The following is a 22,869-nucleotide window of genomic DNA, read 5'->3' as shown; positions in this document are numbered from 1 at the left end:
ACTATGGCTATCAGATTCAAATTATTGGGCCTTTTGTTGCTTGCCTTATTATATACGCAGGGCTTACGTGCGCAAGAATCGTTAATACCGGATATCTCCTACCCTTTTTTAGAAAAACTCATCGCTACCGCTAAGAAGAACTACCCGGAGATAAAGCTGCGCCAGGCACAGGTAAACCTTGCCAAAGCTGCATACCACCAGGCCAATGTATCGTGGCTGGATGCATTTACTGCGTCTTATATCTATAGCCCAAAAAGTTCCATCGACCTCATACAGCCAACCATTTTTAATGGCTACCAGCTAAGCATCTCTATAAACATTGGCCGGTTTTTGGCGAAGCCTTTTGTATCGCGTGGCGCCAGAGAAAACGTACGCATAGCCGAATTTCAGCAGCAGGAATACAACCTCAGCCTTGAGGCAAACGTAAAACGCCTATACTTCCAGTATTTGGCGGCACAGGCAGATCTGCGTTTACGTTCGGGTGCCGTTATCGACGGGCAAACCGCGGTTAAGCAGTTAAAGTATTCGTTTCAAAAAGGCGAAACAACATTTCAGGTTTATAATGAGGCACTAACAAGCCTTTATCAACAAGGTGGGTATCAGGTGTCGGCCGAGTTGGCGATGTTAACAGCAAAAACCAACCTTGAGGAGGTTTTAGGCGTTAAATTAGAAGAGGTTAAATAAATAATGGAGTTAGTAAATTTTCTGAAAGTTTTATGGAAACATAAAAACCTGCTGATCATTATTCCGCTGGTTACTATAATTATCTCCTATTTTCTCGTAAAAAACCTCGCCGATAAATACGTATCCCAATCGCAGATAGCAACGGGTATCGTTGATGAATCGAGCCATTTGCTTGATCAGGATAAATATGGCTCCGTACAGCAGCAACAAATAAACCAAAGTTTTAGCAACCTGATAGAGATAATGAAGCTTAAAAAGCTCGTTAACCAGGTATCGTACCAACTCATCCTGCACGATCTTACCAGCGCTTGGCCCTATAAACCGCACAGCAAGCTATTTTTAAGCATGAACGCCGCGGCCAGAAAACATGCCGTTGAATTGTTTACGGAGAAGCTAAAGCGCATGGAGCCCATGGATTACTACAACAAGGATGAGAACGGGCTGAACGACTTGATGCGATCGATGGGGTACGACGAACGTAGCCTGCACCAGGAATTGGCGATATATCGCAATGAGGACAGCGATTTTATTTCGGTGTACTACAAGTCGGACAATCCGCAGCTTTCGGCATTTGTAGTTAATGAATTGTGCCGCCAATTTATTAACTATTATACCTATACCATAAGACAAAATGAAACCGATGCGGTTGCTTTTTTGGCGAAACTGCTGAACGAAAAGCGCGAGGCCCTCAATAAAAAAACAGCGCAGCTGCAGGATTACAAAATACGCAACGGTGTTATAAACCTGGAAGAACAATCAAAATCTATTTACGGCCAAATAATGATTTACGGCGACCATAAACAGCAGGCTCAAAAGGATGTAGCCTCTTACGATGGTGCAATTGCCAGTATCAACAATAGGTTTGACCCTAAAGACCGCATCTACCTGGAAGCTACGACAAACAAATACAATGTCGCCATTGTAAACACACAGGAGCAGTTGCACGCGCTCACCGACAAGTACGTGCGAAGCAATTTTTCGCCGCAGTATAAAGGGCAAATAGATTCCCTTACCAAACAACTTACGCAGCAATTAAACCTCACATCAGATAAATACATTACCAACCCGTTGGTGGGTAAGGATGCGTTAGTTACGCAAAAGCTAGCGCTTGAAGTATCGCGCGACATTGCCAAGTACAGCCTGCGGGCTATAGACAGGACATTGGGAGAACTAAATGCTAAGTTTAACCGCCTGGTACCTTTTGATGCTACCGTAAAAACTTACAATTTCGAGCTGGATATTGCCAGTAAAGAATACCTGGAGGTTCTGACAAGATATAACGAAACCAACATTAAATCTACCCTCGCTATCAAACTGCGGCAGGTTGATTATGCTACGCCAGATGTTGCCGAACCATCTAAGAAAATGCTGCTCATCATACTTGCCGGTATGGGGTCTTTTGCGGTTTGTGTTGTTTTTCTGTTTGCCATATACTTTTTTGATGATACCATAAAACAGCCTGCCGAACTGGTTACCCAAACCGGCCTGCCGTCGCTTGGGTATTTAAACACCATAGCTGGTGGTTCGCTGGATTTAAGGAAGCTTTGGGATGTGGAGCACCGCGAAAAAATGCGGCACTTTAAAGAGCTTATACGCTCCATTCGCTTCGAGATTGACCAGGAAATGAAGGGCGAAAAAGTACTGGCCATCACCAGCCTTGCCCACCATGAGGGTAAAACCGTGCTGGCCATCAGCCTGGCATACTCCTACTCCATGATAAACAAAAAGGTGCTGTTGATAGATGGTAACTTTACCAACCCTACCATCACCGAAACCGCAAAGCCCCGTTCATATATCGAGGATTATTTTAAAAACAATCCCGATAATTACGAGGCTTTCTCGGGCGCTACCACAGTTTTGGGCAACCACGGCGGCGATGTTACGCTACTGGAAGTAAGCGACGAAAACTTTATCCGCAGCCGTTTTAACGAACTGAAAACGAAGTACGATATCATTATCATAGAAACCCCGGCACTATCTACCCTAAATAAATCGAAGGAGTGGATGTTGTTTGCCAATAAGGTGGTGGGTGTTTTTGAAGCTAACAAAGGCATCAAGAAAACCCAAAAGGCCGATTTAGAGTATTTGCGCGCCATGAACGGGAAATTTGCAGGTTGGGTATTGAACAAGGCCAGCATCCCCGAAGACTAACCACGGCCCTGTGTCTTTAATTTTTTACGCACTTTGATTCCCTGACATGAAAATAACGCCAAACACCAAAATAAAGGCAGACCCTTATGCAGGCCTTAGCCCACTTGAAAATAAAACACGCAAGGTTGCCATAGCATTTGTATTTGCCGGAGTTTTTGTGTGGGCTGTTAAAATATTGATCCTGGCATAAAACCGGGCCCCGCGTATGCCTGATAAACAAGTAAGAAATATCGGCTTAAAAGCCTACCTGCGCAATAAGCTGCAGCTTAACAACTTATCAACTAACAGAATGATAGTGATGATGCTGCCTGCCGCTGTATTTGTAAGCGTGGTAGTCGCAAAAACGGGCATTATGGGTGCCGCAGGCATTATGGCCATTGTTGTTGGCCTGCCTGTTGTTTATGGCATCATTGCTTACCCCAAATTCGGCATTGCCGCACTGGTGGTGGTGTCTTTCATTCTCAATTATTTCTCGTCCATCTTCCCCAGCGATCAGCCTACAGGCATTTTACTCGATGCCATTACGTACCTGCTCATCTTCGGCTTCTTCGTAAAAAAGAAATATGACGCCAGTTGGGATGATTTTAAAAACCCTATCACCTATTTAGTACTCGCATGGCTTGGGTATAATTTTTTAGAGGCCGTAAATCCGGCATCGCCATCCATATTAGCCTGGGTGTACACCGTACGCACTGTTGGCTTTATTATGCTAATGTATTTCATATTCCTTTATCAAATACGCACTATAGAGTACATCAGGTTTTTATTTAAGCTGTGGCTTTTTTTGTGCCTGCTGGCGGCCTTGTCGGGTTTCCAGCAAGAGAATATCGGCTTGTTTGGTTTCGAGAAAGCCTGGTACGCATCAGACCCGCTCAGGCTAAGCTTCCTTTTCATCAACGGGCATTTGCGTAAGGTGGCAATTTTCCCAGATCCGGTTACTTTTTCCTACAATATGGTTGTGGCATCGGCCATGTGCATTTGTTTTTTCATGCTCGATATCAGCAAAACAAAAAAAATAATACTGGGGTGTTTAATACCATTTTACCTGCTTACCATGCTCTACAGCGGCACCAGGGGCGCATATGTGCTGCTGCCCGGCGCTTTAGTGCTTTTAGCTATACTTAAATTCAACCGCAAGATACTTTTCTCGGTACTTACGGCAGGGTTTATGCTTGTCGTAGTAATATTTATGCCAACATCCAACGCCACTATCAAACGCTTCCAATCGGCCTTCAATCCGTCGGCCGATGCATCATTTAACGTACGCGCAGAAAACCAGCATAAAATAAAACCGTATATACTATCGCACCCTATTGGTGGCGGGCTTGGCTCGGTAGGTATTTGGGGGCGCCGGTTTGCGCCCAACTCCATGCTGGCCAAATTTCCGCCCGATAGCGGGTACGTGCGTGTTGCAGTAGAAATGGGCTGGATAGGTCTCTTATTGTTTTGTACTTTAATGTTCGTAATTTTATATACGGGGATCAACTATTATTTCCTGATCAAGAACCCCGAACTGAAGGTTTATTGTTTAGCGATGTTATTGACCATATTTATATTTAATATTGGCAATTATCCGCAACAGGCATTGGTACAGTATCCTTCTAACATTTTATTTTATCTTGCAACTGCATTGCTCAACGTAACCTACAGGTTAGATGTTGCAGAGCGAAAAGCACAGGGGGATATAGGCATGGCTGAATTAAAGCATAATTAATTTTTTATAGATGTCGTTACTTTCGGTAATCAAATCTCATCCCCGTATAAAAAAATTTGTGCATTGGCTTATAGTAAGGTCGGGCCATTCCAGGCCACGGTATTGGGTACGCTGGTTTGTAAACCCGTTTTGCCATAAACGGGCATGGAGCTCGATAGTAGGCACTTACGCACGGATGGATGTATTCCCTTTTAATAACTTTACCCTTGGCGAAAATAGCATTGTAGAGGATTTTGCAGCCATAAACAACGGCGTGGGCGATGTACTGATAGGACACCATGTAGGGGTGGGACTGTCTAATACCATTATTGGCCCGGTAACGCTGGGGAACTACGTAATGATGGCGCAAAACATTGTGTTATCGGGCTTAAACCACGGGTACGAGGATGTTACCCTGCCGCCTCGTGTACAGAAAGTGGTAACTAAACAAATTACTGTAATGGATAACGTTTGGATAGGCGCAAACAGCGTAATTACTGCAGGCGTTACCATTGGAAAGCACGCTGTTATTGGCGCGGGCAGTGTGGTAACAAAAGATATCCCCGAATATAGTGTAGCCGTTGGTAACCCCGCTAAAGTGATCAAGAAGTATAATTTCGAGTCCGGTATCTGGGAAAAACTTTAACGCCAAAGGATATTATGTCGTTTTTAAAAAAAATCGTAAACAAACATACTATCAATTTGGCCAGCAGCGCAGCAATGCCTGTTATCGGGTTATTGGTGATATCGCAATTAACCAGGCATTTTCCTACCAAGGCCGAATTTGGTAATTACATCTTCTTTCTGAACATTTTTTTGCTGGCCGATATGTTTCGCACCGGCTTTTTACAAACCTCGCTGATAAAATTTTATGCAGGTGCTACTAAAGACCGTGCTGTAACGGTTGCTGGGTCGGCCTGGAGTGTTGGTTTTATTTTAACTTTCGGGCTTGCTTTCATCGATCTTTTGCTCTACCTCTTCTTCAAAAGTGGAAATCCCGATGTGCAAGCCACAATTAAATGGTTCGGCATCATTTACATCTGTACACTGCCATCAGCTATTGCAGGCTGGATTTTACAGGCAGAACAACGTTTCGATAAAATGTTCATCATCCAGATCATCAATCAGGGTGGTTTTCTTTTACTTGTACTTACTATAGTTTTTTTCAAGGTTATCCATTTCCAAACTGTTATCTATTGCTACCTGGCCACAAATATTTTTACTAGCCTGCTTTGCATTTTTATGGGCTGGTCGCAGGTGCATGCCATTAAGCATAAGACTATTGAGTCGATGAAGGAACTGGCCAATTTTGGTAAATACGGCGTGGGCACATCTATAGGCTCTACCCTGCTGCGCAGTTCTGATATTTTCATCATAGCTGCCATGTTCCCTAAAGATTTGGTTGGTGTTTATTATATCCCGCAACGCCTAATGGAGTTCTTCGAGATCCCGATGCGGAGTTTTGTGTCAACCGCCCTGCCCGAACTTTCGGCAGCTGCACAACGCGGCGACAAACCCGCCGTTGCCCATATCATGAAAAAATATGGATCGCTACTCACCGTACTATTGATCCCAATAGCTACAGTCGCTTTTTTGCTGGGCGGGTTGGTAATTAAACTCCTTTCGGGCGAAAAATACGCTGGTGGCGAGTCGTTCGATATCTTCCGCATCTTTCTTTGCTATGCGATCATTATGCCTATGGACAGGTTCTTCGGGATCACCTTAGACATCCTTAACAAACCACACCTCAATATGCTGAAGGTTTTCCTGATGCTGACGGTGAACGTTATTGCCGATTTTGCCGGCATTGCAATTTTCCATAACTTATATGGCGTGGCCATAGCATCGCTGTTTACTTATTACTCCGGCCTCATCTTCGGTTACATACAACTAAAAAAGCATCTCCGCTTCAGTTTACGCGATTTGTTCACCGTGGGCATTGGAGGGGTAAAAGGGGTGATAAATCATATGTTGCATAAGAACCCCGAAAAACAAAACGAATGAACTTAACCGGTAAACATATCGTTGTTTTTTCGCAGATGCAATTCGACGGGCGCCTGGAATCTACCATATACACCATGTCGCGCCTGCTGGCACAGGACAACTATGTGTATTTTGTTGATAGGCCCTTTACCTGGAAGGATTACTTTAAGTTTAGGGATACCGAAGCATACCGTGTACGAAAGCCGCATTTTTTCGATGGGAAGAACAGCATCATTCAAACCGGCCTTCCCAACTTTAAGATCATCATTTGCCCGCCCGTGCCATCGATCAACACAATCCCCGAAGGGAAAGCTTACCGCCTTGCAGTAAGGTTTAACGAGTGGATGGTAGCAACGCGCTTAAAAAAAGTATTTAAGCAACAGGGCATTACCGATTATATTTACATCAACTCGTACTGTTTTTCGTACCCGCAGTTGCATAAAATATTAGAGCCCAAGCCGGCACTAACCGTTTACCACTGTGTTGACCCTATTATTGAGGCTTACCAGCTAAAACACGGCGTACATAACGAGGAAATACTGGCCAAAAGTGTGGATATGATCATCTGTACCAGCCGCGAACTGCGTAACAAAAAATCGTTCCTAAACCGCAACTCGTACTTTGTGGCCAATGCGGCCAATATAACGCATAGCCAAAAAGCATTGGACCCTGCGCTGCCGGTAGCTGATGTGCTATCGGGCATAAAAAAACCGGTGGTGGGCTACTTTGGGGCGATAGAACGCCGTATAGATTATACACTTATAAAAAAGGTGATTGCCGCCAACCCCGATAAAAGCTTTGTATTTGTAGGCCCGGTTAATAAGGATTACATCAGCGAAGGCGATTTTACAGCGACCAACCTTTACCTGCCCGGCCCTGTGCCGTACGGGGAGATGCCCTCTGTTTTAAAAGGATTTGATGTTTGCATTATCCCCTTTAAAAAAGACGAAGTGAGCAATAATATTTTCCCGCTAAAACTTTTTGAGTATTTAGGGGCCGGCAAGCCGGTGGTATCAACCGATTTTAATGATGACCTGCAGGATTTTACCAGCGGGCTTATACCCTATTGCGCTACCGCGGATGAATTTACAGAGGCATTAAATGATGCATTGATAGATGCACAAGCAACCGAAAAAGTTGAGCAACGTATAAGTATTGCAGCAAACAATACATGGGAGCATAGAATTGCCGATATCAAAGAATTATTATCGTCGGCATTGGCACAAAAAAACAAAACGGGTAGTTAACTTTTAATTAAAGGCTTAAAATGGAATTTATAAAATTTATTTTCTCAGTGATTTTCACCGTGGTATTTATTTACCTGGGCATTTATAGCCTCTACCTGTTTGTATTTTCGGTTGTAGGCAAACTCATTATTAAAAAGGCGCCCCCCGCCGCATCGGCATACAGCAAATTTGTAATATACATTTGTGCTTATAAAGAGGATGCTATCATCCTCAACTCCGCCGCGCAGGCCCTTACGATAGATTATCCTAAGGATAAATTCCATGTTTGCGTTATAGCCGATTCGATGCAGCCGGAAACCATCGCAAAACTAAAGGAAATGCCTTTACAGGTGGTGGAGGTAGTGTTTGAGAGCAGCACAAAATCAAAGGCGCTGCACGCCGCCATTGCCGCTACGTATGATGATGTTGATGCTGCTGTGGTATTTGACATTGATAACATTGCCGCGCCCGATTACCTGCACCATATTAATAACTACATCCATGCCGGCGACAGGGTGATACAGGGCCATCGCGTAGCCAAAAACACAGAGACCCCCGTTGCAATATTGGATGCCATAAGCGAGGAAATAAATAACCACATTTTTCGCAAGGCACAACGTGTTTTCAACCTTTCGGCAGCTATAATTGGTTCTGGCATGGCGCTCGAGTACAGGCTGTTTAAGGATACCATGGCGCAGATAGATGCGGTTGGCGGCTTTGATAAAGAGATGGGGCTTGTGCTTACCCGCCAAAACATCCACGTGGCCTACGCAGATGCTGCCTTAATTTACGACGAAAAAGTAAGCAACCCCGAGGTATTTAAAAAACAGCGCCGCCGCTGGTTATCGGCACAATTTAACCTGCTGAAAACCTACGGAATGACGGGTTTTAAAGAATTGTTTGCACGCGGCAACTTTGATTATTTTAACGAGATATACCAAACCGCCATACTGCCGCGCATACTAATGTTAGGGCTAATGCCTTTTATGTTCATCGTATCGCTTTTAACACCGGGTGTTGGCCCGTCATGGCAAATGTGGCTAACGGCAACAGCGCTTTGCTACATTGGCATTTTGGTGGCTGTGCCCGGGCAGTTTTTCAATGGTAAATTATTGGGCGCGGTTTTAAAAATACCACTGATATTTTTTACCATGCTGACATTATTATTTAAATTAAAGGGCGCCAATAAGAAATTTATTCACACGCCACATAGTCCATCCGGCAATTAAATACGCACCTATATTGTTTATAGCTCACATTAATACTAAAAGAATTAGGTTTAGCAAAAGCCCCCCCTGCTTAGCCAAGCGATAATATGGAAGCAACATTGGTAAACAACACCCAGGTAGATTACCCGAAAGAGAAAACGTTGTTTGGCCTTTTTAACGAGAGCGCCGGGGCATTCCCACAAAAAATTGCTATCAGCTTTCACCACCGTACTTTAACTTACCTGGAGTTGAGCAATACAGCCAACCGGATAGCTACTCTGTTATTTCAAAAAGGCGTAAAAAAAGGCGATGTTATCGGGTTGGCTTTAGATCGCTCGCCCGAGATGGTTATTTCCTTATTGGCCATCATGAAATCGGGTGCCGCGTATGTACCGCTCGATCCGGAATACCCGAAACATCGCATAGAATTCATGCTGGAAGATTCCGGCGCAAAAATATTGATCACATCGGCAAAATACGCGGGCCACTATCCGGCAAATACAACCGAAATACTGATAGAGCAAGCGCTGGCAGATTCTGCACCCATGATACCCGAGCAACCACCGGCGGGCGTTATAGGCAGCAACTTAGCCTACATTCTTTATACCTCAGGTTCTACGGGCAAACCAAAAGGCGTGCAGATTGCCCACCACAGCCTGGTGAATTTTGTCCTGAGTTTTCAAAAGAAACCGGGCATTACTTCTGCTGATAAAACCCTGGCTGTTGCCACCATATCGTTCGATATTGCCGGCTTGGATATATACCTGCCGCTAAGCGTTGGCGCAGAACTGGTTATTGCCGATTCGCTCACCGCCAAAGATGGCCGTGCCGTGCTGGATATTGTGCGCACGCAGGGTATCACCATACTACAAGCCACACCTTATACCTGGCGCATGATGCTGGAGGTAGACTGGAACGAGAAACTACCCATAAAGGTATTCACCGGCGGCGAGGCGCTGGCTAAAGACCTTGCGGCAAAACTGATTGAGCGCAGCAGCGAGGTTTGGAACCTTTACGGCCCTACCGAAACCACGATTTATTCGGTTATAAAGCATGTAACCGATGCCGAGGATGTTACTATTGGCTGGCCGATAGACAATACGCAGATATATATCGTAGATGAGGCTATGAACGACCTTACCGATGGCGAAATAGGCGAAATACTCGTCGGCGGCGACGGCGTATCATGGGGATACCTGAACCGCGAAGAACTTACTACCGAAAAATTCATAGATAATCCTTTCTCTAACATCCCAGGCGATAAGATATACCGCACCGGCGATCTGGGGAAGCTAAGGCCCAATGGCGAATTAGTTTGCCTTGGCCGTATAGACCACCAGGTAAAGGTGCGCGGCTACCGTATAGAGCTTGGCGAAATAGAGTTTCACCTGGGTAAACAGGAAGATGTGAAAGAAGCGGTGGTAATAGCCCGCGAAGATACAGCCGGCTACCCGCGCCTGGTGGCTTACCTGCTATTGCATTCGGGCGAAACGGGGTACCCGTCTGCACAACAGCAGGATGCATGGCAAAACGCCCTGCTTGCCGAATTGCCGGAATATATGGTGCCCGATGATTTCGTGCTGCTTGACGTAATACCGTCAACCCCCAATGGCAAAATTGACCGTAAGGCCCTGCCGAAACCGGATTACAGCCACATTGTACGCGCTGAAGCTTACGTAGCACCACGAACCAGCAACGAAAAGTTGGTGGCCGGCATCTGGCAGGAAATGATGGGGCTGGACAAGATAAGCATGGTAGATAACTTCTTTCAATTGGGCGGGCGTTCCTTAGTGGCCGTAAAGATAATGGCCAAGCTGGAGGAGAAAACAGGCAAACGTTTGCCGTTGGCTACCTTGTTCGAGCATTCTACCGTAGAGAAATTGGCTGCAAGGCTGAATATAAATCCCGAATTAATAACCTGGGATTCCTTAGTGCCAATTAAGCCGATGGGCAGCAAAATGCCTTTATACATCGTACACGGTGCAGGCTTAAACGTATTGCTGTTCAATGCCCTGGCCATGGGTTTGGATGATGAACAACCCGTTTACGGTTTACAGGCGAAAGGCATTAATGGTATTGATGAACCGCTTGATGTGATGGAAGAAATTGCCACCAACTACGTGGAAGAGATCATCAACCACAACCCGGTTGGGCCCTATGCGGTGGCGGGTTATTCACTTGGTGGGCTTATAGCTTACGAAATGGCAAAACAAATGCTGGCCATGGGTAAGGATGTTAAAATGCTGGCCATGTTTGATACCTACGCCAACCAAACTAAAATACACATCCCGCCTTTAAAACGCTTTTTGAGCGGTGCCTGGTTCTTTGTAAAGCAGGTAGCTTACACCCCTATCCTGTTCATAGAAGGCCCAAAACGTGCCGTTGAATACAAAAGCCGCGAAATTGGCCGCCGTATTGCTAAAGCTTATAAAAAGGCATTTCCGCACATGGTAAAAAAGAAAGTGGGTTTTGCCGCTTATACAGATGATATCCACGAGAAAAGTGAAACTGCGCAACGCAACTACAAGCTAACCCCGGTTGATATAAAAATTGAGCTGTTCCGTGCCAAAAAAAAAACGTTTTACATGGACGATTTTAAAAACCTTGGCTGGACTCCCTATGCACTTAAAGGAGTTAATGTACACGATATGCCCGGCGAGCACAACACCATGTTTGCACCGCCGAATGACAAGCAGTTTGCCCGCGTATTGCAAGAATGTCTGGACAAAGCGGCCAATGAAAAATAAAGACCAGCCGTTTTCGCGGTACATAACGTAAACCAAACCACGTAACCCGCTGCTATCGGCATGAACTTATCATTTCAAAACAAAGCGCTAATCCCCATCCTCATATTGATGATGGGGTTTTCTCGTTGCGGTACCGGGCCTGCAAAAGTTGCCCCGGCGGTTGCGGTTACTCCGGAAGGTACCACCATAACTCTACAGGATTCCCTTGCCGAAGTTGAGGGCGTGCCCCTGCGCAACATGTTCGGCATCAACGGTTACGAGTGGAATTTCCTCGAAAACCCGGCCGCGCCGAATGAGCGGGACCACATCTACAAGGACAACATGGCTCTCATCAAATGCTTCAGTGCGCTGCGGCATTACATGAACTGGAACAAGCTGGAAAATACGCAGGGCGATTACACCTTCAATCCCACCAATAATGACAGCTGGGATTACGACGTGATATACACACGCTGCAAGCAAGACAGTATACTGGTTTTAGCCGATATGAAAAACCTACCCGTATGGATGATGGACACCTACCCTACCGACCAGCGCGATGACGAAAACGTACCCGTTTTTTATGGTGCCGACCTTAGCAAGCCCGCCTCCTATGTTGTGCAGGCACGCACAGCGTTCCAGTTTGCGGCCCGGTACGGCTATAATAAGGCTATTGACCCAAAACTGGTTAAGGTAGATACACGCCCGCGATTGACAGGCGATAAACCCAATGAGGTTAAAATTGGCCTCGGCCTTATCAAATACATCGAATGCGGCAACGAGAACGACCGCTGGTGGAAAGGAGACAAAGCCACCCAAACACCTGAGCAATATGCTGCAAACCTATCCGCCTTTTACGATGGCCACAAAGGCACGTTGGGCAATAACGCGGGGGTTAAAACCGCCGACCCTATTATGCAGGTAGTAATGACCGGCTTAGCCACCGCAGATGTGAACTATGTAAAACGGATGGTAGCCTGGTGCAAAACCAATCGCGGCTATAAACCTGATGGCAGCATAAACCTGTGCTTCGATATCATCAACTATCACCTTTATGCCAATGATGGCAGCGTGTTTACGCATACCAAGGCTACTACGGGCATTGCGCCGGAACTATCTGATGCCGGCCGTGTTGCCGATAGCTTTGTTAAATATGCCGATAGTCTGCCCGGCAAACCCGAAGTTTGGGTAACCGAAACAGGATACGACATTAACCCCGGCAGCTACCAGCGTGCGCCCGCCATCGGCAATAAATCGGCACTCCAAACACAGGCCGACTGGATATTGCGCAGCTCGCTGCTCTACGCCAGGCATGGCGTAAAAAGGCTTTTCTTTTATCAATTATTCGATGCCTTTCCGGATAAGGCAGAGCAGTATGCAACCTCGGGCCTTGCGCAAAGCCCCAAACGCCGCCCTGCCGCCGACTATATTTTACAAACCCGAAAACTGTTAGATGGCTATGTATATACGGGTACTATCGGCCAAAACCCGCTAATAGATAAATTTGAACAAAATGGTAAAGTAATTTACGCTGTTACCATTCCCGAGCAATCCGGGCAGGTGCGCACCTATACGCTGAATTTCGGCACCGAAACAACGATTGGAGTTTACAAACCTAAAGTCGGTGCCGAGAACATGGCGCAAAGCATTGTTAAAGCTATAAACGGAAAGCTAACCCTGCAGATAAGTGAAACACCACTATTCTTGCAGTTAGGTCATTAATTGCGTTTACTCCCGATATATTTTTTGAGTGCTTTGTGTATATCATATAAAGTGATTATCTTAGACTATCTTGAACCTTAGATTATCAAATGGAAAATTCAGCCGCTATCACAGCCGAAACCGACGCTAAATGTGCGTCGTGCTTTACCAAAGTTGCCACCGAAGATGTATTTTGCACCAGTTGTGGCTACCCGTTAAAGGGTACCGAAAGCGAACAACGCAGCTTTATTGCTCATCAGGAGGTTACCAACCTCGACTATGCCGATTTTAACCAGCAAATAAAAAAAGCCGGTAATAGCCTATATTACCTGGCGGGTATATTCACCCTCAGCGCAATTATCAATTATTTTAGATTTCAAGACAATCCCGATACGATATCAGAAGTGATCATTATACTCATTCTGGCATTCTTATTCCTTGGCCTTGGCGCTTATAGCTCTAAAAAGCCGCTTGTATGCCTTGTCTCCGGGTTGGTGCTATATATTATTGTGCAAGTTTTGCTTGCCATTGATAACCCTATCAATATCGTAAGCGGGATTATCTTTAAGATCATCATTATCGGTTACCTTATAAAAGGGATAAAATCTGCGCTCGATTATGAGCAGTTTAAAAAAGAACATAATATCGAATAGCTGTGCTTGCCGAGGAAACAGTTATCGAGCCAGTACCGCTGCTGGGTAAAAAAGCCTGTATCAGCTGCACCGTGCTTATTGATGATGACTGCAAATTTTGCAACAGTTGCGGCGCAAGGCAAACCCAGGTCCAAGGGTTCAATACTGCGGAAAAATGGCAGCTTTTGCAACAAGGAGGCGTATTCTTCGGGTTAACTTTAATAGTTTGTTGTTTAGCTAAGTTTGTAGATGCCCTTCAGAATTTAACGTCATTCATTATAATAGACGCCTTTTTGGCGATCGGCACGGTGGCATTTTTCGCCACGGGCTGGCAAGAGAATAAAAGACTTTTACACTGGCCTAATTTTTCTATCCAAAAGCTGTCCCTCTATTGCGGTATAGCTATGGGCGGTGCATTTTTGGTACATTACTCGGTTACATGGCTAAACACCACCATTTTTTCAAAAGAGGAAAGTTATATATGGGGGTTTATTGGATATCCTTACGCTAAAGTTCTGTTGATATTTTTCACGGCCGTAACCCCGGCCCTCTTCGAGGAATTAGGTTTTAGAGGATACCTGCTGCAAATACTGCTAAAGGTTGCCGACGAACAACAAGCTGTTTACATATCTGCTTTCCTGTTTGCCATAATTCACCTGAGTTTCCTTTCTCTTTTCTGGCTCATACCTTTTGCCCTTTTCATTGGCTACATGCGTGTGAAAGAGCATACCCTTTGGTACGGCATATTCTTCCACTTTTGCTTTAACTTAACCGCCTGCCTTTTCGAATTGCTTTAGCACGTTATAGGTAGCTTTTAACGTAATTCCGCAGTTGCTGTACATACCCTCCGCCGAACAGGTTAACGTGTACCAGCAGCGGGTAAAGGCTCCATAGCTTCAGCCTTTGCTCAAAGCCTTTCTCTAAGGGATAATGATATTGGTAAGCATCGTAAAACGCCGCCCCGAAACCGCCGAAGAGCATCGTCATGGCTATATCCATTTCGCGGTGGCCGTAATACACTGCCGGGTCGATTAAATATGGTCGGTTGTTTCTATCGACGATGAAATTCCCGCTCCATAAATCGCCGTGCAGTAAAGCCGGTGGTTCGGGTTCGAAAAGGTCGGGCAATTTGGTGTACAATCTTTCAAATTGTAGTGTGTCTGCCTGTTCCAGCTTGCTGCTATCTACTGCCATTTTCATTAACGGCTGCAACCGTTCCTCTCTATAAAAATCGCTCCATTCTCCGTGTATCCTATTGCTTTGGTGCAGAGAGCCGATGTAATTGTCCTCACCAAAACCAAACAAGACCATCGTATTACGGTGAAGGTTTGCCAGCCCCTCTCCCAGCTTTGCCATGCCTGTATTGCCTGATTGCCCGGCCTCTACCCAGTCCATCAGCAAAAAGCTAAACCCTGCTGCCTCGCCTACAGCAATCGCTTGCGGTACATTGATGGCGCCGGTGTTGGCAATGATCGCCAATCCGTCTGCTTCCCTGATAAACATATCCGGGAAACGCGCCGCAGAATTGATTTTGATGAGGAACTGCCCGCCACTGGTTTGCAAGCGGTACACCTCGTTAATATCCCCGCCAGGTACGGGTTCTGCGCATATTATTTTTTCGGACAATATCGTTTCCGCTGATGCGGCAATCGCTTGATGTATCATCAGGTATGTGTATTAACCATCAGTAAGTTAGCAAATCGCCCAAAGCATGCCAAATTATCCGCGCAAAAAGTTATTTTTGCGGTTGAATGAAGCACATACGTAATTTTTGTATCATAGCGCATATCGACCACGGCAAAAGTACCCTTGCCGATAGGTTGTTAGAATACACCAACACCATCACCCAGCGCGAAAGCCAGGCCCAATTGCTTGACGATATGGACCTGGAGCGCGAGCGCGGCATCACCATCAAGAGCCACGCCATACAGATGGAATACGAACTCGATGGGCAGAAATACGTACTCAACCTGATTGATACCCCGGGCCACGTAGATTTCTCTTACGAAGTTTCGCGCTCTATAGCTGCCTGCGAAGGCGCATTGCTTATAGTAGATGCGGCACAGGGTATACAGGCACAAACCATATCTAACCTGTACCTGGCACTGGAGAACGACCTGGAGATTATTCCCGTCCTCAATAAAATGGACCTCCCCGGCGCTATGCCCGAGGAAGTGAAAGACCAGATAGTAGACCTGATCGGCTGCAAACGCGAAGAGATTTTAGCAGCATCCGGCAAAACCGGCATGGGCGTTTTCGATATTTTACGTGCCATTATCGAGCGTGTCCCCGCCCCTGTAGGCGACCCGGATGCACCGTTGCAGGCATTGATATTCGACTCCGTTTATAATTCCTTCCGTGGTATCGTAGCATACTTCAAAGTAGTTAACGGGGAGATACGCAAAGGCGATAAAGTAAAGTTCTTCGCTACCGAAAAGCAGTACATTGCTGAAGAAGTTGGCACGCTGAAACTGAAACAGGCACCAAAAGATGTTATTAAAACCGGGGATGTTGGTTACATCATCTCGGGTATAAAAGAATCGCGCGAGGTAAAAGTTGGCGATACCATCACCACCATTGCCCGCCCTTGCGAAGGCGGTATCCAAGGCTTTGAAGAAGTAAAACCTATGGTATTTGCGGGCATTTACCCGGTGGATACTGAGGATTACGAAGAGCTACGTGAATCGATGGCGAAACTGCAACTGAACGATGCTTCGCTGGTTTTCGAGCCGGAATCATCTGCTGCCTTAGGCTTCGGTTTCCGTTGCGGTTTCCTGGGGATGCTGCATATGGAGATTATCCAGGAACGTTTGGAGCGTGAGTTCAATATGACGGTGATTACCACCGTTCCGAACGTATCATACATTGCTTACAACACGCGTGGTGAATCTATCATCGTAAACAATCCATCAGATCTACCAGATCCAAGCAAGATAGATTTTGTGGAGGAGCCATATATTAAAGCCACCATCATCACCAAATCTGATTTTGTGGGGCCGGTAATGTCGCTCTGTATCCAGAAACGCGGGATGATCATGAACCAGTCGTACTTAACATCCGACAGGGTCGAGCTTACCTTTGAGATGCCAATGGGCGAGATTGTATTCGATTTTTACGATAAGCTGAAAACCATTTCAAAAGGTTACGCATCGTTCGATTACCACCAGATAGGTTACCGCAGGTCGGATCTTGTTCGTTTGGATATTAAACTAAATGCGGAACCGGTTGATGCATTGTCATCATTGATATTCCGTGGCAATTCTTACGATTTCGGTAAAAAAATCTGCGAAAAACTGAAGGAACTATTACCACGCCAACAGTTCGAGATTATCATACAGGCATCTATCGGCGCTAAAATTATAGCGCGCGAAACTGTTAAAGCTATGCGTAAGGATGTTACCGCCAAATGTTACGGTGGCGATATCTCGCGTAAGCGTAAACTGTTAGAAAAACAAAAAGCCGGTAAAAAACGCATGCGCCAGGTAGGCAACGTAGAGATACCACAAAGCGCGTTTATGGCGGTGCTGAAATTAGATTAATTTAGAATCAAGAGGCAAGAATCAAGATGCAAGAGAGGAATTGTCCTGCAGCTTTCTTAATTCTTGCCTCTTATATCTTGACTCTCAAATGCAATTACTCGACGGAAAATACGTATCAGAAAAACTTAAGGTAGAAATAGCCGAAGAAGCGGCTAAGATATTGGAGCGCACCGGCCGCAAACCGCATTTGGTTGCTGTTTTGGTTGGGCACGATGGCGGCAGCGAAACCTACGTGGCCAGCAAGATGAAGAACTGCGAAAAGGTGGGTTTTAAATCTTCTCTGGTGCGCTACGAGGATGATGTTACCGAAGAAGAATTGCTTGCCAAAGTAGCCGAGCTGAATGCCGATGCGGACATAGATGGCATCATCGTACAGTTACCCCTCCCAAAACATATCGACCCGGAAAAAGTTACCGAGCGCATAGACTACCGCAAGGATGTGGATGGCTTCCACCCCGTGAACCTGGGGCGCATGCAGCGCAACCTGCCGTCATTTATCCCTGCTACCCCTTACGGCATCACGCTGATGCTGAAAGAATACGGCATTGAAACAGCAGGCAAGCATTGCGTGGTGGTGGGCCGTAGCAATATCGTAGGCTCGCCAATGAGCATCCTGATGGCGCGCAACACGCAGCCGGGCAACTGCACCGTTACCATTTGCCACAGCAAAACACCCGACATTAAAAAATTCACGCTGGATGCCGATATCCTTATCGTAGCCATCGGCAAAAAGAATTTCATCACTGCCGATATGGTGAAAGAAGGCGTTGTTGTAGTTGACGTGGGCATGAACCGCGAAATCTCAACTGTGACCAAATCAGGCTATAAACTTTTCGGCGACGTGGATTTTGAAAATGTTGCCCCAAAATCATCATGGATAACCCCCGTACCAGGCGGCGTTGGATTGATGACCATTATCGGCTTGCTGAAGAATACTTTGAGTTCTGCCAATAAGGAAGTTTATTCTTAGTGAGTGGTGAGTGGTTGTATAGTTTGTAAACCATTCACTACTCACCTAATCAACCACTCACCTGCTATCAAGCCACCAACTCCATCGGTATCCGGTGATTTTCGTTCTCGTCGTTCCAGGCCATAGAGCTTACGCGCTAGGTGTCGCCATCTTTTACGAATTGCATGTAGTTAATTCCCCGTGGCATTTTGCGGGACGGTATCTCGGCAAAGCTGTACTCGTAAACACTGGTGCGCTGGGCTATCTTGCCAAATACTTCGGTTTTGGAACTTATTTCCCGCTGCAAAAATTGCTTCAGGTTGCCAATAGCAATCTGCGATTCGAGCGCCTTAAGGTAACTCGCCGTGCTAAACGCTATAGGCTCGTCAAAAGTGTTGTTTATCAGTACGCCGCCTTCGTAAAAAAACTTACGCAACTCGGCCGTTTTAGGCAGTTTAGAATTACGGAAGCTGAGCGTATGGTACAATTCATAGGTAAGCAGGTCGATAGCATTGGTTTCCATTTATTTGAAGGCTTGTTTTAGTTTATCAAAAAAGGATTCTATCCCCACATAAACCTCCTCACCTTTCACTTTAACCGGATAGCTATCCACATAATCGTTTTGGCCGGAGCTGCCCTTGCCGGTCTGCAAATCGTAGCTGAAACGGTGGTAAGGGCAAACCAGCTTACCATTGGCGCACCAACCACGGCTTAAATCTTCCCGGGCATGCGGGCAGGTGGCGCCAAGGGCAAACAAATTGCCCTCATATCCTACCAGGCATATGCTTTTTCCGGCTAGTTTTATTTTCTTGATGAATGGCTCGCCGTTAAGCGCAACGCCTTCAACAGGGTACCACTTCATTATAACCTAAAAATCAATCTTCAAATTCATCAGCGAGGGGTTCTTCATCACCTCATCCATGCTGGTAACCAGGGTAACGGTATGCCTGTCGGCAGAAAGCACGGCTTTAGACCCGTTCATCTTCTTCACGGGCCTGGCAAATTTCAGCACTACTTTGTAAGGCATATCTATCAGCATAGCCTTCGCCATAGCAAACTTGGCTCCCGTCTTTTTTAAGAACGCGGCAAATTTCACCTTGTCTATAATGCGGTAAAACCGATGAGGCGTTATCTCATAGTTGTAGTAGCTTTGTCCGTTTATAAGCGGCTGCGGGTCAAAACCGCCTACTTGCTTGTTTTTGGTCATCTGGCTCAGGTCGCCGTTCATTGATATATTATTGAGGTGCTGCAGGTAATATTGCAGGTCGGCCGCGTTTTTAGCCTCATGCTTTATGCTCACTTTCATAATGTTATGCTTCAGGTCCATTTTTACGGCCAGGTCGCTGCCCTGGGCCATCTTTATCTCTTCGGCATTCATTTTATTGGCAATGCTATCGGGCAGGGCGTTGTAAAAGTTGAGTGTAGTATCTTTCACCAGATTGAATTGCGGCGTTTCACGTACCGAATCGGTCATCAAATTGGCCAAAACCGAAACCGCTTTACCCATATCAAAGCCGTAAAGCACGTTGCAGGATCCATCTGCCTTGAAATCATAACGTTCTTCGATGTCTACGCAGGAGCTTAGGCAAAACAAAAGGAAGAATATAAACGGGAGGTATAATTTCTTCATGCCCTGGGACAGGTAAAGTTTACCCTATAAAGCTAACGCCAAATAATGATATATAAAAGAGCATCAACCAATTAAATAGCATATTTTGATAACACACCATATCACTGTAATATCACCTTTTGCCTTCGCGCTTTAAGCTTTGCCCATAAAAGCCTACCTTTGCGCCCTATTATGGCACACCAGGTTCCGGACGACGGCACATTGCTTCCTTTGATGGAAGAATTTTACACGATACAGGGAGAGGGATACAACACCGGCAAAGCCGCTTACTTTATCCGCCTGGGCGGCTGCGATGTGGGCTGCCACTGGTGCGACGTTAAAGAAAGCTGGGATGCCGAACTGCACCCCCTTACCTCTGCCGATACTATTGTGGCCAACGCCAAAGTGCACCCCTCCAAAGCTGTGGTGGTAACCGGCGGCGAACCGCTCATCTACAATTTAGATTACCTCACCGCCCAACTGCATAACGAGGGCATCCGTACGTTCATTGAAACATCGGGCGCGTATCCCCTATCGGGCGATTGGGACTGGATATGCCTATCGCCAAAAAAATTCAAGGCCCCCATGCAAAACGTGGCCGATAAGGCGCACGAGCTAAAGGTGATTATCTTCAATAAATCGGATTTTGAGTTTGCCGAACACAACGCCAAACTGGTTGCGCCCGATTGCAAACTGTACCTACAGCCCGAGTGGAGCAAAAACAAGGAGATGGCACCGCTAATTGTAGAATATGTGATGAATAACCCTCAATGGGAGGTTTCGTTGCAAACGCACAAATACTTAAATATCCCTTAATTGTGTAACTTAGCTTATTGATTAACGAATCAACAAGCGATGCGCATTTTTTACCTGTTTGCCGTCTTCGTGTTACTATCCCCCGTGTATGTGTTTGCCCAGCAAAGGCAATATTCTACTACGGATAAGGAGGCTATTAAAAACTTTGCGCTGGCCAACCAAAGCCTGGACGAACACTTGTACGACGATGCCATTGCCCAATTGCAAAAAGCTATAGATAACGATAGCAAGTTTATAGAGGCCCAGGCCCTGTTGGGAGACGTGTTGCACTCTCGCTTGCAAAACAAGGCCGCAATACCACACTATTTAAAGGCGATAGCACTTTCGCCTGAGTATTCGCGTTCGGTATATTTACGCGTGGGCGATGCCGAAGTTAGCGAGGCGCAATACATTTCGGCCAAGCAGCACCTGGAAAAATACATCACCTATCCAAACCTGGTTAGTAGAGACGAAGCTTACGCCCGCAAATTGCTGCGCGATTGCGATTTTGCCATAGATGCACTTAAACACCCCGTGCCTTTTTTACCCATAAACATGGGCCCAGAGATAAATACCGCTGCCGACGAATATCTGCCCGTAGCTACGGCCGACGAAGGCACGCTGATATTTACCCGAAAAATAAACAGCAACGAAGATTTTTATAAGAGCGATAAGCTCAACGGCAAATGGAAAACATCGGTTTACTTAAGCGATGCCATCAATACGCCTATTTATAACGAGGGGGCGCAATCGATATCGCAAGATGGCAAATACCTGTTTTTTACAGGCTGCAACCGGCCCGATGGCCAGGGCCGCTGCGATATTTATATAGCGCAACGCAAAGGCGACGACTGGGGCAAGCCTTTTAGCCTGAGTTCGCCCTTGAACACCTCCGGCTGGGAAGCCCAGCCAAGCATCAGTGCCGATGGGCGCACTATTTATTTCGTAAGCAATCGCAAAGGCGGTTACGGCGGTTACGACATTTGGAAATCTACCCTTACCGATAAAGGCTGGGGCAACCCCGAGAACATGGGGCCAAACGTAAACACCGTTTACGACGAGCAGTCGCCTTTTATACACCCGGATGACAGCACCTTTTACTTCTGCAGCAACGGCTGGCCGGGCATGGGTGGCAGGGACCTCTTCATCAGCCGGATGGCTAAAGACGGTAAATGGCAAAAGCCGGTAAACCTGGGTTCGCCCATCAACTCCAGCGGCGACGAGAATGGCCTCACCCTCACAGCAAACGGTGCTTACGCCTTTTTCTCATCCAATAACTTAAACGGCTTTGGCGGCTATGATATTTACACCTTCGAGCTGCCGCTAAACCTGAGACCAAATATCGTTACTTACGTAAAGGGCAATATAAAAGACATTAAAACCCGGGCACCCTTAGAGGCCATCATCGAAATTGTGGATTTGGAGAAGAATATGCCAGTGTACCAGGATTATAGCAGCGAGGATTCGGGCGAGTTTTTAGCCACGCTGGCCGCTGGCAAAAACTATGGCCTCAATATTTCGCGGCAAGGTTATTTGTTCTATTCGGATAATTTTTCATTGATAGGCCATGCGCCAAAAACAGCCTTCAATATATCGGTATTGCTATCGCCAATAGAAGTTGGGGGCAAAGTAATATTGAAGAACATCTTTTTCGACACCAATAAGTTCGACCTGAAGGTAGAATCGAAAGCAGAACTCCAGAAGCTCATTGAGTTTTTAACGCTTAATCCTACCGTCCGTATCGAAATATCCGGTTATACCGATGATGTGGGCAACGACGCAACGAACCAGTTACTATCAGAAAACCGGGCAAAATCTGTATATACTTACCTTACCTCCAGCAATATAAACCCGGCCCGTTTGGTTTACAAAGGCTACGGCAAAACCGAACCGATAGCGCCCAACACGTCAGAAGATAACCGCGCCAAAAACAGAAGGACGGAGTTTAAGATAATTGCTAAATAGCCGCTCCT

General features: G+C 46.0%; 19 protein-coding genes. 15 read left to right on the top strand and 4 right to left on the bottom strand.

All coding sequences use genetic code 11. The features are described from left to right. The first annotated feature begins 3 nt into the window (after positions 1 to 3). From AC1DXC_RS20385 to AC1DXC_RS20335, 11 genes are all read left to right on the top strand, one after another. Entirely contained in the window at positions 4 to 684 is a 681-nt protein-coding gene (locus AC1DXC_RS20385) for a TolC family protein (protein WP_477461027.1), read from the top strand. A 3-nt stretch (positions 685 to 687) separates the two neighbouring features. Next, a complete protein-coding gene (locus AC1DXC_RS20380) occupies positions 688 to 2,835 on the top strand; it encodes an exopolysaccharide transport family protein (RefSeq protein ID WP_477461026.1) in 2,148 nt (715 codons plus the stop codon). 205 nt (positions 2,836 to 3,040) lie between these two features. Further along, positions 3,041 to 4,549, top strand: a complete 1,509-nt coding sequence (locus tag AC1DXC_RS20375) for an O-antigen ligase family protein (RefSeq protein ID WP_477461025.1) — start codon at positions 3,041 to 3,043, stop codon at positions 4,547 to 4,549. Positions 4,550 to 4,559: 10 nt separating this feature from the next. Continuing rightward, entirely contained in the window at positions 4,560 to 5,174 is a 615-nt protein-coding gene (locus AC1DXC_RS20370) for an acyltransferase (protein WP_477461024.1), read from the top strand. 14 nt (positions 5,175 to 5,188) lie between these two features. After that, positions 5,189 to 6,532 (top strand): lipopolysaccharide biosynthesis protein, encoded by a 1,344-nt coding sequence (locus AC1DXC_RS20365; RefSeq protein ID WP_477461023.1) that lies wholly within the window; start codon positions 5,189 to 5,191, stop codon positions 6,530 to 6,532. Continuing rightward, the gene (locus AC1DXC_RS20360; protein ID WP_477461022.1) at positions 6,529 to 7,758 is read left to right on the top strand and encodes a glycosyltransferase; all 1,230 of its coding nucleotides are present in this window, start codon (positions 6,529 to 6,531) and stop codon (positions 7,756 to 7,758) included. Before AC1DXC_RS20365 ends, AC1DXC_RS20360 begins: the two co-directional genes overlap by 4 nt. A 20-nt stretch (positions 7,759 to 7,778) precedes the next feature. Then, positions 7,779 to 8,966, top strand: coding sequence for a glycosyltransferase family 2 protein (locus AC1DXC_RS20355; protein WP_477461021.1), 1,188 nt, complete (start codon positions 7,779 to 7,781; stop codon positions 8,964 to 8,966). Positions 8,967 to 9,052: 86 nt separating this feature from the next. Continuing rightward, on the top strand, positions 9,053 to 11,692 hold the full coding sequence (locus AC1DXC_RS20350; protein ID WP_477461020.1) for a non-ribosomal peptide synthetase: 2,640 nt from the start codon (positions 9,053 to 9,055) through the stop codon (positions 11,690 to 11,692). A gap of 60 nt (positions 11,693 to 11,752) precedes the next feature. Next, on the top strand, positions 11,753 to 13,393 hold the full coding sequence (locus AC1DXC_RS20345) for a hypothetical protein (RefSeq protein WP_477461019.1): 1,641 nt from the start codon (positions 11,753 to 11,755) through the stop codon (positions 13,391 to 13,393). A gap of 89 nt (positions 13,394 to 13,482) precedes the next feature. Next, positions 13,483 to 14,025, top strand: a complete 543-nt coding sequence (locus tag AC1DXC_RS20340) for a hypothetical protein (RefSeq protein ID WP_477461018.1) — start codon at positions 13,483 to 13,485, stop codon at positions 14,023 to 14,025. Between the two features lie 2 nt (positions 14,026 to 14,027). Continuing rightward, on the top strand, positions 14,028 to 14,801 hold the full coding sequence (locus tag AC1DXC_RS20335; protein ID WP_477461017.1) for a lysostaphin resistance A-like protein: 774 nt from the start codon (positions 14,028 to 14,030) through the stop codon (positions 14,799 to 14,801). A gap of 4 nt (positions 14,802 to 14,805) precedes the next feature. Here AC1DXC_RS20335 and AC1DXC_RS20330 read toward each other — a convergent pair whose 3' ends face one another. Further along, positions 14,806 to 15,669, bottom strand: a complete 864-nt coding sequence (locus AC1DXC_RS20330) for a fructosamine kinase family protein (protein ID WP_477461016.1) — start codon at positions 15,667 to 15,669, stop codon at positions 14,806 to 14,808. A gap of 86 nt (positions 15,670 to 15,755) precedes the next feature. Here AC1DXC_RS20330 and lepA point away from each other — a divergent pair, with 86 nt between their 5' ends. Together lepA and AC1DXC_RS20320 are read left to right on the top strand one after the other, a co-directional pair. Beyond that, positions 15,756 to 17,543 (top strand): translation elongation factor 4, encoded by a 1,788-nt coding sequence (gene lepA, locus AC1DXC_RS20325; RefSeq protein ID WP_477461015.1) that lies wholly within the window; start codon positions 15,756 to 15,758, stop codon positions 17,541 to 17,543. An 88-nt stretch (positions 17,544 to 17,631) separates the two neighbouring features. Further along, the gene (locus tag AC1DXC_RS20320; RefSeq protein WP_477461014.1) at positions 17,632 to 18,513 is read left to right on the top strand and encodes a bifunctional 5,10-methylenetetrahydrofolate dehydrogenase/5,10-methenyltetrahydrofolate cyclohydrolase; all 882 of its coding nucleotides are present in this window, start codon (positions 17,632 to 17,634) and stop codon (positions 18,511 to 18,513) included. Between the two features lie 136 nt (positions 18,514 to 18,649). Here the strand turns inward: AC1DXC_RS20320 and AC1DXC_RS20315 are convergent, their stop codons facing one another. The 3 genes from AC1DXC_RS20315 to AC1DXC_RS20305 are packed head-to-tail and all read right to left on the bottom strand — an operon-like array spanning position 18,650 to position 20,122. Next, positions 18,650 to 19,015 (bottom strand): hypothetical protein, encoded by a 366-nt coding sequence (locus tag AC1DXC_RS20315; RefSeq protein WP_477461013.1) that lies wholly within the window; start codon positions 19,013 to 19,015, stop codon positions 18,650 to 18,652. Continuing rightward, positions 19,016 to 19,354 (bottom strand): Rieske (2Fe-2S) protein, encoded by a 339-nt coding sequence (locus AC1DXC_RS20310; protein WP_477461012.1) that lies wholly within the window; start codon positions 19,352 to 19,354, stop codon positions 19,016 to 19,018. 6 nt (positions 19,355 to 19,360) lie between these two features. Beyond that, complete coding sequence (locus AC1DXC_RS20305) at positions 19,361 to 20,122, bottom strand: hypothetical protein (RefSeq protein ID WP_477461011.1); 762 nt, start codon at positions 20,120 to 20,122, stop codon at positions 19,361 to 19,363. A gap of 171 nt (positions 20,123 to 20,293) precedes the next feature. Here AC1DXC_RS20305 and AC1DXC_RS20300 point away from each other — a divergent pair, with 171 nt between their 5' ends. Beyond that, complete coding sequence (locus AC1DXC_RS20300) at positions 20,294 to 20,917, top strand: 7-carboxy-7-deazaguanine synthase QueE (protein ID WP_477461010.1); 624 nt, start codon at positions 20,294 to 20,296, stop codon at positions 20,915 to 20,917. Between the two features lie 39 nt (positions 20,918 to 20,956). Further along, positions 20,957 to 22,861: an OmpA family protein gene (locus AC1DXC_RS20295; protein ID WP_477461009.1), complete on the top strand. Its 1,905-nt coding sequence runs from the start codon at positions 20,957 to 20,959 to the stop codon at positions 22,859 to 22,861. Positions 22,862 to 22,869: the final 8 nt, after the last annotated feature.

Source organism: Mucilaginibacter sp. P2_D11, assembly GCF_056404435.1.
The sequence above is the reverse complement of the archived record's forward strand: the minus strand, read 5'-3'. Positions and strand labels throughout refer to the sequence as shown.

What these genes read in the sequence shown, in the direction of transcription:
- AC1DXC_RS20375 (WP_477461025.1), top strand. Translation starts at nt 3,041, where the DNA reads ATGCCTGATAAACAAGTAAGAAATATCGGCTTAAAAGCCTACCTGCGC.
- AC1DXC_RS20315 (WP_477461013.1), bottom strand. Translation starts at nt 19,015, where the DNA reads ATGGAAACCAATGCTATCGACCTGCTTACCTATGAATTGTACCATACG.
- AC1DXC_RS20380 (WP_477461026.1), top strand. Translation starts at nt 688, where the DNA reads ATGGAGTTAGTAAATTTTCTGAAAGTTTTATGGAAACATAAAAACCTG.
- AC1DXC_RS20370 (WP_477461024.1), top strand. Translation starts at nt 4,560, where the DNA reads ATGTCGTTACTTTCGGTAATCAAATCTCATCCCCGTATAAAAAAATTT.
- AC1DXC_RS20330 (WP_477461016.1), bottom strand. Translation starts at nt 15,669, where the DNA reads ATGATACATCAAGCGATTGCCGCATCAGCGGAAACGATATTGTCCGAA.
- AC1DXC_RS20385 (WP_477461027.1), top strand. Translation starts at nt 4, where the DNA reads ATGGCTATCAGATTCAAATTATTGGGCCTTTTGTTGCTTGCCTTATTA.
- AC1DXC_RS20360 (WP_477461022.1), top strand. Translation starts at nt 6,529, where the DNA reads ATGAACTTAACCGGTAAACATATCGTTGTTTTTTCGCAGATGCAATTC.
- AC1DXC_RS20300 (WP_477461010.1), top strand. Translation starts at nt 20,294, where the DNA reads ATGGCACACCAGGTTCCGGACGACGGCACATTGCTTCCTTTGATGGAA.
- AC1DXC_RS20310 (WP_477461012.1), bottom strand. Translation starts at nt 19,354, where the DNA reads ATGAAGTGGTACCCTGTTGAAGGCGTTGCGCTTAACGGCGAGCCATTC.
- AC1DXC_RS20320 (WP_477461014.1), top strand. Translation starts at nt 17,632, where the DNA reads ATGCAATTACTCGACGGAAAATACGTATCAGAAAAACTTAAGGTAGAA.
- AC1DXC_RS20350 (WP_477461020.1), top strand. Translation starts at nt 9,053, where the DNA reads ATGGAAGCAACATTGGTAAACAACACCCAGGTAGATTACCCGAAAGAG.
- AC1DXC_RS20305 (WP_477461011.1), bottom strand. Translation starts at nt 20,122, where the DNA reads ATGAAGAAATTATACCTCCCGTTTATATTCTTCCTTTTGTTTTGCCTA.
- AC1DXC_RS20365 (WP_477461023.1), top strand. Translation starts at nt 5,189, where the DNA reads ATGTCGTTTTTAAAAAAAATCGTAAACAAACATACTATCAATTTGGCC.
- AC1DXC_RS20345 (WP_477461019.1), top strand. Translation starts at nt 11,753, where the DNA reads ATGAACTTATCATTTCAAAACAAAGCGCTAATCCCCATCCTCATATTG.
- AC1DXC_RS20340 (WP_477461018.1), top strand. Translation starts at nt 13,483, where the DNA reads ATGGAAAATTCAGCCGCTATCACAGCCGAAACCGACGCTAAATGTGCG.
- AC1DXC_RS20355 (WP_477461021.1), top strand. Translation starts at nt 7,779, where the DNA reads ATGGAATTTATAAAATTTATTTTCTCAGTGATTTTCACCGTGGTATTT.
- AC1DXC_RS20295 (WP_477461009.1), top strand. Translation starts at nt 20,957, where the DNA reads ATGCGCATTTTTTACCTGTTTGCCGTCTTCGTGTTACTATCCCCCGTG.
- lepA (WP_477461015.1), top strand. Translation starts at nt 15,756, where the DNA reads ATGAAGCACATACGTAATTTTTGTATCATAGCGCATATCGACCACGGC.